This is a genomic window from Streptomyces sp. NPDC031100 (assembly GCF_055570785.1).
In genome coordinates this window covers 177,413-190,613 of the sequence record NZ_JBVIGN010000011.1, presented here as the reverse complement: position 1 = coordinate 190,613, position 13,201 = coordinate 177,413, and the positions used below count along the sequence as shown (strand labels likewise).

Annotated in this window: 19 protein-coding genes; 10 read left to right on the top strand and 9 right to left on the bottom strand. The window is 64.1% G+C overall.

Features of this window, described 5'->3' with window-relative positions:
* The first annotated feature begins 108 nt into the window (after positions 1-108).
* From ACZ5DS_RS29255 to ACZ5DS_RS29245, 3 genes are all read left to right on the top strand, one after another.
* Positions 109-567 carry a very short patch repair endonuclease gene (locus ACZ5DS_RS29255; protein ID WP_468244242.1) on the top strand — a complete coding sequence of 153 codons (459 nt, stop codon included), beginning with the start codon at positions 109-111 and terminating at the stop codon, positions 565-567.
* On the top strand, positions 564-1,568 hold the full coding sequence (locus ACZ5DS_RS29250) for an NgoMIV family type II restriction endonuclease (protein ID WP_468244239.1): 1,005 nt from the start codon (positions 564-566) through the stop codon (positions 1,566-1,568). The genes ACZ5DS_RS29255 and ACZ5DS_RS29250 overlap by 4 nt, the downstream gene beginning before the upstream one ends.
* Before the next feature lie 130 nt (positions 1,569-1,698).
* A complete protein-coding gene (locus ACZ5DS_RS29245; protein WP_468244238.1) occupies positions 1,699-2,814 on the top strand; it encodes a DNA cytosine methyltransferase in 1,116 nt (371 codons plus the stop codon).
* On the opposite strand, the gene ACZ5DS_RS29240 is transcribed toward ACZ5DS_RS29245, so the two are convergent.
* The 3 genes from ACZ5DS_RS29240 to ACZ5DS_RS29230 form a co-directional block, all read right to left on the bottom strand.
* On the bottom strand, positions 2,811-3,770 hold the full coding sequence (locus ACZ5DS_RS29240) for a NaeI family type II restriction endonuclease (protein WP_468244235.1): 960 nt from the start codon (positions 3,768-3,770) through the stop codon (positions 2,811-2,813). The genes ACZ5DS_RS29245 and ACZ5DS_RS29240 overlap by 4 nt on opposite strands.
* Before the next feature lie 75 nt (positions 3,771-3,845).
* The gene (locus ACZ5DS_RS29235) at positions 3,846-4,133 is read right to left on the bottom strand and encodes a hypothetical protein (RefSeq protein ID WP_468244233.1); all 288 of its coding nucleotides are present in this window, start codon (positions 4,131-4,133) and stop codon (positions 3,846-3,848) included.
* A gap of 110 nt (positions 4,134-4,243) precedes the next feature.
* The gene (locus ACZ5DS_RS29230) at positions 4,244-4,897 is read right to left on the bottom strand and encodes an ATP-binding protein (RefSeq protein ID WP_468244231.1); all 654 of its coding nucleotides are present in this window, start codon (positions 4,895-4,897) and stop codon (positions 4,244-4,246) included.
* 273 nt (positions 4,898-5,170) lie between these two features.
* On the opposite strand from ACZ5DS_RS29230, the gene ACZ5DS_RS29225 reads away from it, so the two are divergent.
* From ACZ5DS_RS29225 to ACZ5DS_RS29215, 3 genes are all read left to right on the top strand, one after another.
* On the top strand, positions 5,171-6,019 hold the full coding sequence (locus ACZ5DS_RS29225) for a helix-turn-helix domain-containing protein (protein ID WP_468244229.1): 849 nt from the start codon (positions 5,171-5,173) through the stop codon (positions 6,017-6,019).
* An 8-nt stretch (positions 6,020-6,027) separates the two neighbouring features.
* Entirely contained in the window at positions 6,028-6,222 is a 195-nt protein-coding gene (locus ACZ5DS_RS29220) for a hypothetical protein (RefSeq protein ID WP_468244226.1), read from the top strand.
* Positions 6,223-6,296: 74 nt separating this feature from the next.
* Entirely contained in the window at positions 6,297-7,151 is an 855-nt protein-coding gene (locus tag ACZ5DS_RS29215; RefSeq protein WP_468244224.1) for a hypothetical protein, read from the top strand.
* Positions 7,152-7,409: 258 nt separating this feature from the next.
* Here the strand turns inward: ACZ5DS_RS29215 and ACZ5DS_RS29210 are convergent, their stop codons facing one another.
* From ACZ5DS_RS29210 to ACZ5DS_RS29200, 3 genes are read right to left on the bottom strand one after another with little or no spacing between them, the layout of a single operon-like run.
* Complete coding sequence (locus tag ACZ5DS_RS29210) at positions 7,410-8,261, bottom strand: helix-turn-helix domain-containing protein (RefSeq protein WP_468244221.1); 852 nt, start codon at positions 8,259-8,261, stop codon at positions 7,410-7,412.
* 23 nt (positions 8,262-8,284) lie between these two features.
* Entirely contained in the window at positions 8,285-8,818 is a 534-nt protein-coding gene (locus tag ACZ5DS_RS29205) for a DUF6879 family protein (RefSeq protein ID WP_468244218.1), read from the bottom strand.
* Positions 8,793-9,050, bottom strand: a complete 258-nt coding sequence (locus tag ACZ5DS_RS29200; protein ID WP_468244619.1) for a hypothetical protein — start codon at positions 9,048-9,050, stop codon at positions 8,793-8,795. The genes ACZ5DS_RS29205 and ACZ5DS_RS29200 overlap by 26 nt, the downstream gene beginning before the upstream one ends.
* Positions 9,051-9,409: 359 nt before the next feature.
* On the opposite strand from ACZ5DS_RS29200, the gene ACZ5DS_RS29195 reads away from it, so the two are divergent.
* The 3 genes from ACZ5DS_RS29195 to ACZ5DS_RS29185 all read left to right on the top strand — a co-directional run bounded on the left by ACZ5DS_RS29195 (position 9,410) and on the right by ACZ5DS_RS29185 (position 10,840).
* The gene (locus ACZ5DS_RS29195; protein WP_468244215.1) at positions 9,410-9,847 is read left to right on the top strand and encodes a glycine-rich domain-containing protein; all 438 of its coding nucleotides are present in this window, start codon (positions 9,410-9,412) and stop codon (positions 9,845-9,847) included.
* Between the two features lie 83 nt (positions 9,848-9,930).
* A complete protein-coding gene (locus ACZ5DS_RS29190) occupies positions 9,931-10,305 on the top strand; it encodes a hypothetical protein (RefSeq protein ID WP_468244212.1) in 375 nt (124 codons plus the stop codon).
* A 334-nt stretch (positions 10,306-10,639) separates the two neighbouring features.
* The gene (locus ACZ5DS_RS29185; RefSeq protein WP_468244209.1) at positions 10,640-10,840 is read left to right on the top strand and encodes a hypothetical protein; all 201 of its coding nucleotides are present in this window, start codon (positions 10,640-10,642) and stop codon (positions 10,838-10,840) included.
* A gap of 54 nt (positions 10,841-10,894) precedes the next feature.
* On the opposite strand, the gene ACZ5DS_RS29180 is transcribed toward ACZ5DS_RS29185, so the two are convergent.
* Both ACZ5DS_RS29180 and ACZ5DS_RS29175 read right to left on the bottom strand, forming a co-directional pair.
* Positions 10,895-11,278, bottom strand: coding sequence for a VOC family protein (locus tag ACZ5DS_RS29180; protein ID WP_468244206.1), 384 nt, complete (start codon positions 11,276-11,278; stop codon positions 10,895-10,897).
* 239 nt (positions 11,279-11,517) lie between these two features.
* On the bottom strand, positions 11,518-12,627 hold the full coding sequence (locus ACZ5DS_RS29175; RefSeq protein WP_468244203.1) for an IS701 family transposase: 1,110 nt from the start codon (positions 12,625-12,627) through the stop codon (positions 11,518-11,520).
* On the opposite strand from ACZ5DS_RS29175, the gene ACZ5DS_RS29170 reads away from it, so the two are divergent.
* On the top strand, positions 12,574-12,711 hold the full coding sequence (locus ACZ5DS_RS29170) for a hypothetical protein (RefSeq protein WP_468244635.1): 138 nt from the start codon (positions 12,574-12,576) through the stop codon (positions 12,709-12,711). The genes ACZ5DS_RS29175 and ACZ5DS_RS29170 overlap by 54 nt on opposite strands.
* A gap of 129 nt (positions 12,712-12,840) precedes the next feature.
* Here ACZ5DS_RS29170 and ACZ5DS_RS29165 read toward each other — a convergent pair whose 3' ends face one another.
* Complete coding sequence (locus ACZ5DS_RS29165; protein ID WP_468244200.1) at positions 12,841-13,077, bottom strand: chaplin; 237 nt, start codon at positions 13,075-13,077, stop codon at positions 12,841-12,843.
* Positions 13,078-13,201: the final 124 nt, after the last annotated feature.

The following is a 13,201-nucleotide window of genomic DNA, read 5'->3' as shown; positions in this document are numbered from 1 at the left end:
CTGACCAATGCCCGTCGGCGCAGGCTCCGCAGGTAGTGGCCCCACGAGCCACGCCTTCGTACACAGATCGCCACATCACTTGAACAGCGCCATGAACGTGCTGGCAGAATGCTTCCCGTGCCAGGTGCAGTTCCATCATCACCCGCCGTGTCCGCCCGGATGAGCCGACAGAGTTCCCGCGACACGGCTCAAGAGGTCGCGGTGCGCAAACTCCTGCATGCGGCAGGGTTGCGCTACCGGGTGAACTACCCGGTGCCCGGCATGCCACGTCGTACGATCGACATCGCGTTCAGCCGAGCGAAGATCGCGGTATTCCTTGACGGGTGTTTTTGGCACGGATGCCCCGAGCACGCGACCAACCCCAAGGCGAATGCCGAATGGTGGCGAACAAAGTTGACGAAAAACGTCACACGCGACCGGGAGACCACACAGCAACTGGAATCACAGGGCTGGACCGTCCTACGATTCTGGGAGCATGAAGTTCCGACTTCTGTCGCCGAGGTCGTTACCGAGAAATGGACCAACCTACAACAAGGAACGCCTCGGAGCAAGAAAATTCCAGAATGACCTTCTTGCTTACAACATCCCACATTCGAGGCGAGACGTTCAAGGCCTGCACCTCGCGGGATCAGTCAATAGCCAATTGGGGGGGTTCCTTGCCTGCACCTTTCGTCAAATCACTCTGCGGCTATCGCGACGGGAGGCCAAACACATCCGACAAGGGCGACTCGGGCTCAATTGCTTTGGGCAAGCTCTTCTTTGAAGCCATGGGAATCGCGACAGAGGCAGTCCCTCCGGAGGAAAGCGACGACAATAAGACGACGGTCGGCACCCTGATGTCCACCCTGATGTCCAACGATCTCCAGGACGTCCTGAACGACGAGGCGCCGCACCTAACGGTAGAACCGGAGAAATCATTCCCAAGCTTTGAACAGTTCGCGCACATCAATGCTGCGCGAGAACTGCGCGGCGACATGACGAAGGAAGTCGAGCGAGCCGTCCAAGAACTGCACAATTACTCAGCTCGCGCCGGCCTCGACGAAGAGATACGCGGCAAGCTCAACGAACATCTGGACAACATTCGCAATGAAATTCAGATGGCCGACGAACGTCGTCGGGAACTCCTGAACCTCATGGGCGAGGAGTCACTGCTCAACTTGGACATCACCGTCTCAAGGGAGCTGATCAGCGCCGTCGCCCCCTCCGCACCCCTACGACACCTTGTGGCTGGACTGTCCTTGAAGTGGACGCTTCGAACAGACCGCGCCCAGGACTGCAGGAGCCAGGGAGCCAAGATGGCTGCACTCCGCCGCGGTCGCATGCCCCACTTCGCCGCGGTGACGATGGAGCCGAGGCCGGCGATGCTCGCACTCCTCGCACGAGGGACCGGCGACGTCGACTGCGTATACCACCTGCACCTGCCCGCGCTCTCCGACGCGCTGGACGAATACTGTTCGGGAAGCAAGCGCAAGACCCGGCTCGCCATCAGAGACAACTTCAGGCGCATGCGCGATCAGCGCCGAATCCGCGACTACGACGAGCTGCGGAGTTACCTGAGCACGCTGTGACGGTCAACACAACGGGCCATCCCATCACCGCTACCTCGCAGCACCAGTCCACCTCCTGAACACCGGCACCCATCGGCGTTCTCATCCCCATCAAGGGCAACTGTCAGTCCCTGGGATTAACCTATCCAGCATGGCTAAGCGCATCTCCATGATCGACCTGTTCGCAGGCTGCGGCGGCATGACCTCCGGCTTTGTCGCCGCAAAAGGATACAAACCGGTCATGGCGGTCGAATGGGACCTTCACGCCGCGGCGACGTACGCAGCCAACTTCGGTGAGTCCCACATGCATTGGGGCGACATCCAGGACATCAAAGACGATGAGATCCCGTCTGCTGACGTAATCATCGGCGGACCTCCTTGCCAGGGCTTCTCCAACTTGGGCACCAGGGATGTGAACGACCCACGCAATAAGCTGTGGAAGGAGTACATCCGCTTCGTCAGACACGCCCGTCCCAAGGTCTTCGTCATCGAGAACGTCGACCGCTTCCTCAAGTCCTCCGAGTTCGCACTACTCCAGGCCGAGGTTCGCCACGGCGGCTTGCTCGAGGGTTACGAGTTGACCTACGGCCTGCTGCTGGCCGCAGACTACGGAGCGCCTCAGCGGCGCAAACGAACGATCGTGATTGGGTCTCGCATCGGCAAGATCCCACTCCCCGAGCCGACCCACGGCCAGGGCAATCCCATGGGGCTCAAGAGTTGGCGTACGGTTCGCGATGCCCTCGACGGGAAGCAGCTCCTCGACGTGCCGGCCGTCAAGGCACTCCCCAACTCGACCGTTTCGTTCTTCGGGGAGAAAGTGCCGGGAATCTACAAGAGCGAGGACCTGCACATCGGACGCACTCCTACGGACGTCTCGCTGCTCCGGTACGCACACATTCCGCCAGGAGGAGGGCGCTTCGACCTCCCGGAAGAGCTGTTGCCCAACTGCTGGAAGAACAAGCCCACCGGAACCACAGACGTCATGGGCAGGATGCGGTGGGACGAGCCCTCACTGACCATCAGGACCGAGTTCTACAAGCCTGAGAAGGGGCAGTACTTGCACCCCCAGTGGGAGCCCGGACCGAATGGCTACCGAGTGGATCGCCCCATCACTCATCGAGAAGCCGCGCTGCTCCAGACCTTCCCCGACACCTATTTGTGGTGCGGCACCAAGATCCAGATTGCGAAGCAGATCGGCAACGCTGTCCCAACCGTCCTTGCCGAGGCCATTGCGCGTCAGATCAAGCCATACATCCTGAGTGCTTAGCAGTCGATGGCGGGTGCTGGATGAGGCGGCTCATCCAGCCTCGCCGTCACGTAGGAAACTCCGTCGATCCAAACCAGCGGCCTGTCATCCCCACTTCTCGGAGCCGGCACGAGACGTGTCGCTATCCACGTCCCCTTCTCCGGGGTCGGCAGACCCAGAGCCGCTGCCACACGAGGGCTCTCCTTCTGGTGCCCCAGAATGACTACACCCTCCGGACCGAGTCTGCGTCTCGCGTCCCGCACCCGCTTTGGTGCATCCAACTGCTTGGCGACAGTCACCACGGCGTTCCTGTCAATGATGCGCCCATGAACGTGCCTGAACAGTTGATCCACTCTGCTCTGTCCCACAGGTACTCGTTCCAATACGTCCCGAGTGACGGAATCGAGCCCCAACAGCAGATTGCTCTTCAGCTTCCCCTTGGGGAAAAGCCACTTTATGTGACTCCGTCCGGCGAGAGAGATCGAACGCTTTCCGTCCTGATTCCCCCCTCTGGTCAAAACGTCTTCCGAAATCCGGATGAGACCGACTTTGAAGCTGGACGACCGGTCGTTCGCAGCCATCAGTAGGCAGAGGTGTCCCATAGCCTCACGAGGGATCATCCACTTCCCCTCCAGCGAGAACTTGGCATCCACCTCATGATCGCAGATCCGATAGTCCATATCGTCTCCGAACGGCAGGTTGAAGGCGGCGCGACAAACAATCTCGACCTTCGTGCCGAGATAGGTCTTCTCCGTCTTCTCAAGGGTGTCAACGTCGTATCTTCCGGTCCTCTGCCCGTCCAGCACTTCGTCCACGGCTTGCCTGAACACAGAAGAGAAGCGGCTCTCGAGGTCAGTGTGACCTTCGAACCAGCGCGCCACACGCTCGACACCGCTGTCCTGAGCCCCATCAGCTGCCGATCCATTCTCTGCAGACGTAGGTTCGCGCGGGTCATCGAACAGGGTGTTGTCATCCATAGACATGGTGACACCCTAGATCGCAGCCATGCCCTTTCTCCACACTGTTCGATCACGAAGCAGACGGGCGAACCGTCAATCCGTACAGGCCTGTTGGAGAAGCGATCGCACCTGCTGCAGTTCTGAGGCCACCCGCAGCCACGTGTACGCGTTCAATCCAGCCCTGGCGCGCCATGCAATCTCGGCCAGATGTCCAAGCACGTGTTGTGCGGCCTCGATCCCTGCCATGCCGTCGGGAGGCTCGACTTCACTCCACGCGAACCTCATTGAGGCGACAACGAGGTCTTCCGTGATAGCGACTGTCAGCAGAAACTCACTCCTCGTGGGATCGATGGCCAAGGGCAGCACCTCCACGCCGTCCAAGAACCCGGCCTCCCCCGCAACTCGGCACAGCACCCGTAGCGAGTCCGGGTCGCGCCAACCGATGTTGAAGGCGCCAGCTGGATGGGAGTCCGGGCCCGCACTCCCGGCGTTCATCGCACCGGTCCAGGCGCGGCAGCCTCAAACCGCTCCTGCGCTCTCTCCAGCGTGGCCTCTGGATCCAGCCCATGAGCCTGGATCCAGAGCAGGAGATCGGCAATCAGATCGACAGCTCTCTCAGCGGCTCGGCCAACGGTCAAGCCACCGGACTCTGTAAGACAGGCAACCCCGCCGTACGAAGTGAGCATCCCATCAGCGCGCGCAACGCGGTGGTCGCGAATGTGTCCGTGCGAGGACGTGAGCGCTGTGGCCAACTCACACCATGTGGCTTTCCCCTCTGCGCCGAGGCGACGAACACCCCAACGCTCGGACACCGCGTCGATGAGGGCGAGACCCCGCCCTCCCTCTGAGTCCGCTTCCGCTCGGCCCAACGTCGGGAGTTCATCCGTCCCGGGGTCCTCCACCTCCAGATGCAGGTTCGTACCGTTCATGGAGACAGCCAGCATGGCGGGGACACCGACTCCCACATGCTTGATTACGTTGGTGACCAGTTCGCTGACGCAGAGCTCGGCCTTCTCCAGCACACCGAGGAGACCCCAGTGCGTCAGGTGAATTCGCATGATCCGGCGCAAGGCAGGAACCTCTCTCGGTGTCGCCGCAAAGGGAACCTCCCAATCTTTCCGAGGCAGACAGTTCTCGTGGTTCACGTGTGACCCCCTCGAGTCAGTGGGTGTGTGCGTCGGTCCCGGTACCACGCAGCGAGCAGTGGCCTGTCACCCTGACGCAGGCCCGCCACTCCCAGGGCAGGAGGAACCGGGCAGACCTGCGCGATGCACTTCCGGTCGCTGCGCGTGAACGGAACAACACTCAACGTAGAGAGGCTGAGGTAAATTTGCCATCGATTTCGGCAAATTAGCTCGATCGTGGTCCGCGGCGCGAAGACACGGCAGACTGCGTCTGAGCACGACGGAAGGAACGGCATGCCTCCGAAGGCTGTCCCCACGCAGCGACAGAAGCGCCTCGGCCACGAGTTGCGCCGGATGCGGGTAGCTGCAGGCATGTCTGCAGAACAGGCAGCGAAGCTCCTCGGCGTCGACCGAGGGAAGATCTCCTACATGGAGTCCGGGGTCCGGAACGTCAGCGAGGACCGTCTTCGCACCCTCGCTCACCACTGTCAGTGCACAGACGAGAGGTATGTAGGTGCATTGATCGAGATGGCCTCAGCCGGCCAGGGATGGTGGGAGCAGTACCGAGGCGCTCTGCCACAAGGCCTGCTGGACATCGCCGAGTTGGAAGCGCGAGCCATCTGTATGCGTGCTGCGTGCATGGTACACATTCCGGGTCTGCTTCAAACGACCGACTATGCCCTCGCGGTCTTCCGTGCCGTCCTCCCACATCTGCCGGAACACGAAGTAACGATGAGAGCGGCCCATCGCAGCCGACGCCAAGAGGTGCTTGCCGCCGAGGCAGCTCCTCCCTTCACCGGCATCGTGCACGAAGCGGCGCTCCGAATGCAGTTCGGCGGGCCTCGGGTCGCCCGCGAACAGCTCCAGCATCTCCTCGACCAGTCCGAGCGGGATGGCCTGACGGTGCTGGTCGTCCCCTTTGTCCATGGAGCCTTTCCCGGCGCGGGACAGACCGTCCTGTACGCAGAAGGGCCGACGGAACTACTGGACACCGTGCAGATCGACAACTCTCATGGCCCGGACTTCCTCTACGGGGAGACCGAGTTGGCCAAGTACGGTGCTCACTTGGACCGGATGGAGGAACTGGCGCTGTCCCCCGACGACTCAAGAGACTTCATCCACGCCATCGCACGCGAGCTCTAGGAGACGCCATGCCCGAGATCCAGTGGGAAGAGCCGTTCTGCGGGGAAGGCAACTCGTGCTTCCGGATAGGTGTCGACGGGGCCGGCAACGCATACATAGCGGTGCACGGCGAGGAGGACCGTTTCATCACAGACAGCCGAGACGCCCTGCGGACCATGATTCTCGACATCAAGGCCGGTAAGGCGGACCACCTGCTGAGGTGAGGCCCTACTGGGACCCGACATCCGAACTCAGCAAGCAGAGTCTTTGCGAGAGTCCCGCTGCTACGGTCGCCCTTATGACGCTCTCTGTATCAGCTCGATCCGTCGACCTGCGAGTGGAGCCGGTTGATCAAGTACTCGGTCATGTGGAGCGGTCGCTTCAGACATGCCTGGAGCGCGACACGGTGGCTCGTAAGCGCCGCACGGTCGGGGCGCGAACGGAACGCGGCACGTGGGTGCGTGTCGAGAGGCGGCCGTTCGAGAGCATCGGGGTCCAGGGCTGGAACGGTACGGAGTGCGCCGCTCGTCTGGAAGGCATCGCGCAGCCCGCATGGCTCGGGTGCGTGGTCTGGCAGGACTCGGACGAGCCTGCGATGTGGCGGGCCGACGAAACGGGACTCCTACCTGGAAGGCCGATCGGAACCGCCGTGCTGAGCGAGGCGCCGGTACTGCTGGACGAGTGGTGGCAAGCGCTCAACGCCTCGTTGGACGCTCTCGCGGCCCAGGAGACGAGGCGCGTCGCCACGCCGGACACCGTCACCATCACCCAGACGCTCGTGACCGAGTCCATCCGCAGTGTCTTTCCTGACAGATTCGATGCGACGGTCGAGCGATGGGTACCTGCCCACGCAGATCTGAACTGGGCCAATGTGACAGCGCCGACGTTCAGCATCTTCGATTGGGAAGACTGGGGCATCGCGCCCATGGGGATGGACTCCGCGTCACTGTGGGCAAGTTCCCTTGCAGTCCCGGCCCTGGCCGATCGCGTGCGGCGAGAGCGCCGGTCCGACTTCGAGAGCCGGGACGGCAAACTGATGACGTTGTTCGTGTGCTCGAAGATCCTCGGGCCTGACGCCCATCCGGAAGACCCTCGGCTGAAGCCTGCACGCCGCATGGCAGAGCAGGTCATCGGGGAGCTTCAGAGGGGCTGACCGCGCAACGGGGCTCGCAGGAGCTCCCGGTACTCGTGGATTGCCTACTCGTCGATGTCGCCGGCCAGGGCACCGATCAGTTCGACAAGGTGGGCGGGTTCCTCAGTTCCCGGTTCGCTGGCCGAAGTCCTCGTCGCCTGTCAGGCCCGGGGCTCTGCCTGGCACCACGCTATACGTACCCAAGGGTTTGCCAGGCAGGTACGTTCCACGGTATGAGCTGTCACGAGGAATTGGCAGACGGCTGAATGGGGCACAAGGTCACTGCAGTGCCTCGATCGCCTTCACGATCAGCGCCCGTGCCTCAGCCCCGTACACGGCCATGCTGCGCAGTTGCTCGAATGCCTTGATGTACAGGGCGATCTCGGAAGGCTGTGTGATGTTGACCTCGGCGGAGATCAGCTCGATGGATACGAGCGTGTCGTCGTGCACGTCGAACGTCTCTTGCGGCCACAGTGCGCGCTCGCGTGTCGACATCGGAATGATGCCGAAGGACACTGCCGGCAGCGCCCCAGCGGTGAGCAGGTAGCCCAGCTGTGCGGCCATCGCATCCGAATCGCCCAGCTGGTAGTAGAGCACGGCCTCCTCGATGAGCAGCACGAAGCGGTGCCCGGGCTCGTGGATGACCTGCGAGCGCTGCACACGTGCAGCCGCAGCCTCGGCCGCGTCGTCGGGAACGCCGAGGAAGCGGGCGTTGGTGCTCAGCAAGGCCCGTGCGTATCCCTCTGTCTGCAGCAGCCCGGGGACCAGGACTGGCGAGTACACGCGCAGCAGGCTCGTCGACCTGTACAGCTCCACGTAGCTGTCCTGCAGCTTCCGCAGCCCCGTGCGCACGCGCTGCCGCCACTCACGGTAGAGCGACTCCGCGTGCTGGGAGGCTGCGATCAGGTCGGGGGCTTGGTCGGAGGTGCCTGTGGCGCGGCACCACAGGCGGATATCTGTGGGCGATGGCGGCGTCCTGGCGTTCTCGATACGAGAGGTCTTGGCGTGGTGCCATCCGCACTGAGTGGCCAGCTCAGTGACCGTCAGCCCGGCGCTTTTCCTCAGATCGCGCAGATGCCGTGCCACGCTCTCGCGCGCGGCCTGGGCTGAGGACGACGGGGATATGGACATGAGCTGGCCAGTGGTGCTTTCTGTCAGTGGATTTCGTACTCATTGTGTGGGACGGCGCGCTCCCAGACTGCCTCAAACGCGTCCGAGCACTGCTTGATGATGCCCGGCTCGGTTCGCAGTTCCATGTCGGGATCGGCCCACTCACCGTCGCCGGTGAAGTGGTTGAAGAGGACCTGCGCTCCGTCGAAAATCCACAGGTCGGCGCCCGGCAGCATGAGGTCCACCGCTCGCCGACGGGGCAGCCAACGCACCTGTTCGCCAGCATGCACATTGACAGCCGTGGCGGCGTGCTCGTACCGGATGTAGTCGGTGACTGGCTCGGACACGATGCGAGCACGCCGTACGGCGACCCCACGGGCGACCGCACGGGAGATCATGTCGACCCAGGGCGCCCAGTACTCCGAGGTGGGATCGGAGTCGCGCCGTCCGGTGCGAAGCCAGGTGTTGAAGTCCTCCGCCTCGTCACCGACCGCGTACTGGTCGCGCATCTCGAGGTGCACCGCGGAGTGCTGCGCCGCCTCCATGAGCTGGTCAAAGGTGGGCACGTTCTGCGACATCGCATGCCTCCCTCAGCATCGACACCAGGCGCGCGGGGATGCGGATCACCGTCTCGTGGTCAGGGATTCCCTTGGCGTGCCCGGGCGCCGTGTTCTCCACGCACTGGGCCCTCGTCTCTTCGTCGGCCGTGTAGCTCTGGATCACGATGTCCGCGCTCTCCAGATCTACCCAGGCTGTTGGTGACCCGTTCTTGCCTGTCTCCGGATCGATCCCGATGAACTGTAGGTGCATGGCAACCTTCCATCGCTGTTGCTGTGCGCTGATGTGCACCAACCTGATCTACTCCTGATCCTCCGTCAAGGGCGCGAAGTTGACACATAGCAGTCCAGAAGAGTGTGCGCACATTGGTGCACATCGCTCGCCGTGGGGCACAGCGTGCCCATAGCGTCATGACCTGTGACAGCTCGCCCGACGGCTCGAACACAAGCCGCGTACGAGGCCCATGGACAACTCCTGGATGCGTCCGCACCAGCCGACAGCCCAAAGGCCCTCCCACTGCGAGGAGAACCCGTGCTTCGCACAACCCCGCCCGAACAGCCCCCAGGCCCCACCCCTCCCAGGATCGACACGAGCGCGCAGGAGGCCACGCGATGACCACCACTGTCGCCATCACAACGCGCACGGGTCGATCTCTCGTCGCCGACGCGGACTTCGACATGCTCGCCGAGTTCTGCGCCGCCGAATACGGCTTGGAACGCTGCGTCGCCGACCGTGTCACGGACCAGGCCCTCGCTTTGGTCTACGTGATGGGCACGACTGGTTCGGGCGCCACCATGGCCCCCTCTCAGCAGGTCGACCCCGGATGGCACACCCTCATCCTCCACACCGACTGGTACGCCAACTGGTGCCAGAAGCAGTTCGGGTACTTCCTGCACCACCAGCCGAACAGCAAGACCCGCACGCGCGGCCTGATGACCGACGTCGTCACCAAGATCCAGGAAGCCGGCTTCGAGGTTGACGAACGGCTGTGGGGGACGGCCGCCGAATGCAACCCGCCCGCCTGCTGCGGCGACGGTCCCTGCTGCTGACCCCTCCCGATCGCCCCCCGGATGAGGCGGGTCGACTCTCCTGTGGGTTGGCCCGCCCATCCCGCCAGAACGGACCCACATCCGTGCCCCTCACGGAACTGACCGCAACCAGCCGCGTGACCGTCTTCCTCCTCGAAGGCTTCACCGTCGCCTACACCACCCAGTCCAGCGACCAGCGTTGCCTGGGCGACATCGGACTCGTCACCATCGCCGGTGAACTCAGCGAGGGCGAGGAGCTGTGGCACCTCGCACGCGATCTCGGCGGTCGCAGCAACACACAAGAGCAGGCACGATGGATCCTCACCCAGGCCAGCCGCGCCCGCATGGTGAAGTCAGACGACCATCCGAACACGACGTGGACTGCACACATCCGCCGACGCGTCGCACTCGATGCACTCTTCGCAAACCACGAGGTACTGCTGACCGGCCGGATCAAGCCATGGGGCCAGAAGGGATGAGCCTTCGCACATCAACGGCTCTTCATCTGGCTATGTGTGCCGCTCAGCTCCGAGGCTCCGTGTCTGACGTAAATGTGGAGCTGCGTCGGCGACAAGAAAACGGGCACGCGTCGTGAGCCAGGAAGCGAGCGCAAATCTCTTTGCCGATCGCCCCTTGATGACCGTACGGGTCTCTCATGACTCAGGTCAGACCTGGGGGCCCGAGCTGGCCGTGTTCAACTCCGATGACCTCGCCCCGCTGGTCACCCCGGAATGGCCCCCGTGCCAGTGTCCCCGCTGCGCGGAACGTGCAAGCTCCTCGAACCGCTGAAGGCTTCTGCCTCTCCCGGAGCACGTGGCCGAATACGCGACCCGGTTCGCCTCCGCGAGCAACCGCGGCATTGCCGATACGGTGTTTCTGTCCAACTCCTCAATGAAGAGGCCGAGTTCACGGGGAGACCTGTCGCTCGACTTCTACCTCGAACGCCTCTCGTTCCCACCCCAGCAGCAGCGCGCTGGTAGCGATCTGCTGAAGCAGCTCGGTGCGGCGTACTAGTACTGCAGCGGCACTTATCGCGGGGCTGACGCTGGGCTTGAGCAAGGGCTGAGGTCACGAGGACAATGCGGCCCGCTCGGATTTGGCCAGCAGTATGCAGAACTCGTTGCCCTCCGGGTCGGCGAGAACGACCCAGCCCCAGCCGTCGGGCTTGCGGCGATCGGCGACCAGGGAGGCGCCCAGCTTCAGCAGCCGCTCAACCTCTGCGTCCCGCGAGGTGTCCGGGCGCAGGCACAGATGGAGCCGGTTCTTGGCTGACTTCGGCTCCGGAACCTCGTTGAAGTGCAAAGCCGGGCCGCCGGGCAGCATGATCTCGGTCTCGTCGTCACCCGGTTTGTCCTCGGGATCCAGCGGGTGTCCGGTCACCTCGCTCCAGAACCGCGCCAGTTGGTAGGCGTTCGCACAGTCGATCGCTATGTTCGTCACCGTTGAGGCCATGCGCGCGATCATGTCCGAGTGGCGCCCCGCCCGCCATCGGAATATGGCCGCACCCGCGGCCTACTACCGCAGCCGATGTTACGGGGGTCGGTGGCCTCGGCGGCGGTAGTGGCTGAGACGGGCGCGGTGTTGATGACGTCGGCGCCAGCGTGACCAGTGCAGGATGTGACCGGCTTCGTGCCGGACGGCGTGGGCGAATCTGCTCAGCAGGCGGCGGATCTCGTTCACGCTCAGTCGGATCAGGTCGCGGCTGGCTCCCCCTTTTCGTGCTCGGTCGCGCGGATGGCGGTCAGGTGGGCGGCGGCGGCCATGGCCAGGGTGATGTGCCCGTACCAGGCCGGGTACTGGCGTACTTGGTAGTGGTCCAGGCCGGCCTCGTTCTTCGCGGCCTGGAAGCACTCCTCGATCGCCCAGCGGGCGCCGGCTGCCCGCACGATCTCCGCCAGAGGAGTGTTTGCTGGGGTGTGGGTGAGGTAGTAGGCACGTTCACCGTCGGCGAGGCTGCGGCGGATCAGCAGGGCGTCGTCGAAGCCGTCGTCGCTGCCCCCGGGCAGCGGGACCAGGGCCCAGGCGTATTCGCGCAGGCCGTGGGCGCCGTCGCCGGCGGAGCGGATCTCCCAGACATGATCCGGCAGGATCGCCGAGACGGTGCGGGCGTTTTGCCCGCGCGGCCCACACCGATGCTTGCAGGCGATCGCCAGCACGTAGCTCAGGCGCTGCTCGGCCAGCCAGCCGCGCAGGACCGGGTCCTGGCCGTAGACCTCGTCGCTGGTCACCCAGCGAAACGGCAGCTTCGCGGCGACCACCCGCTCCAACATCGCGCGGGCCAGCGCGGGCTTGGTGTGGAAGGTGACCTCGCCGCCGATCTTCACATCCGCCCGGCGGGCCGGATCCTCGATCCAGGAGGTGGGCAGGTACAACTCCCGGTCGATCAACGCCCGCCCCCGCGTGGATGCGTAGGCCAAGAACACCCCCAACTGGCAGTTGTCGATCTTCCCGGAGGTGCCGGTGTACTGCCGTTGCACGCCGGCCGACCGCGTGCCCTTCTTGATGAAGCCGGTCTCGTCCACGGCGAGCACGCCGTCCTCGGCGCCCAGATGATCCAGCACGAAGCCGCGCACCTCGTCCCGGACCGCGTCGGCGTCCCAGCCGGCCTGGTTCAGCAGCCGCTGCATACCGTCCGGGCACAGCTCCCCGGCCTGCTCGGCCAGCGTCCAGCCGTTCTTGCGCTCCAACGGCGCGAGCAACCCGCGCAGATACTCCATTGCCCGCCGACGCGGCTCCGACCTCCGGAAATGCCCACCGATCCGAGCGTGCAGAGCCTCCAGACCGGCCGCCCAGCGGTGCACCTCATCAACCGTGACATCCCCACCCATGCCCAGCCCAACGAGCAGCCCGCCGACCGGTCACAGCAACTGCGGCTGCAGTACTAGGCCGAGCAGCGCGGCAGTAGGTCGGCGGAGGCCACTCAGGATGCCCTCTCCTGAGGCGGCGGGTCCGCGCCCGTACACACGCGATCCGGCACGCGGCGAGGTGCCGCGTGCCGGATCGGGGGACAAGTCCTACTCGTTGATGCAGACGTTGCCGAACGCGGGGTTGAGAACCCCGATGACACTGATGGTGTTGCCACACACGTTGATGGGCGCGTGTACGGGCACCTGGACCACGTTGCCGCTCAGAACTCCGGGAGAATGCACGGCGGCGCCTTCGGCCCCGGCATGGGCGGCTGCGGCTCCTGCGCATCCGAGGACTGCGGTGGTGGCGAGAGCGGCGGCGGCCAGGGCGATACGTCCACGCATGGTGTTCTCCTTCGTGTGGAGGGCGGTCGCTCGATAGCTCTCCCGGCACTCGACAGAAAAACGCCGCTCCAGGCGCAGTCTGGAGAAACCACTCGTTCAGTTGGAAGTGCGATCATCTCGGCCA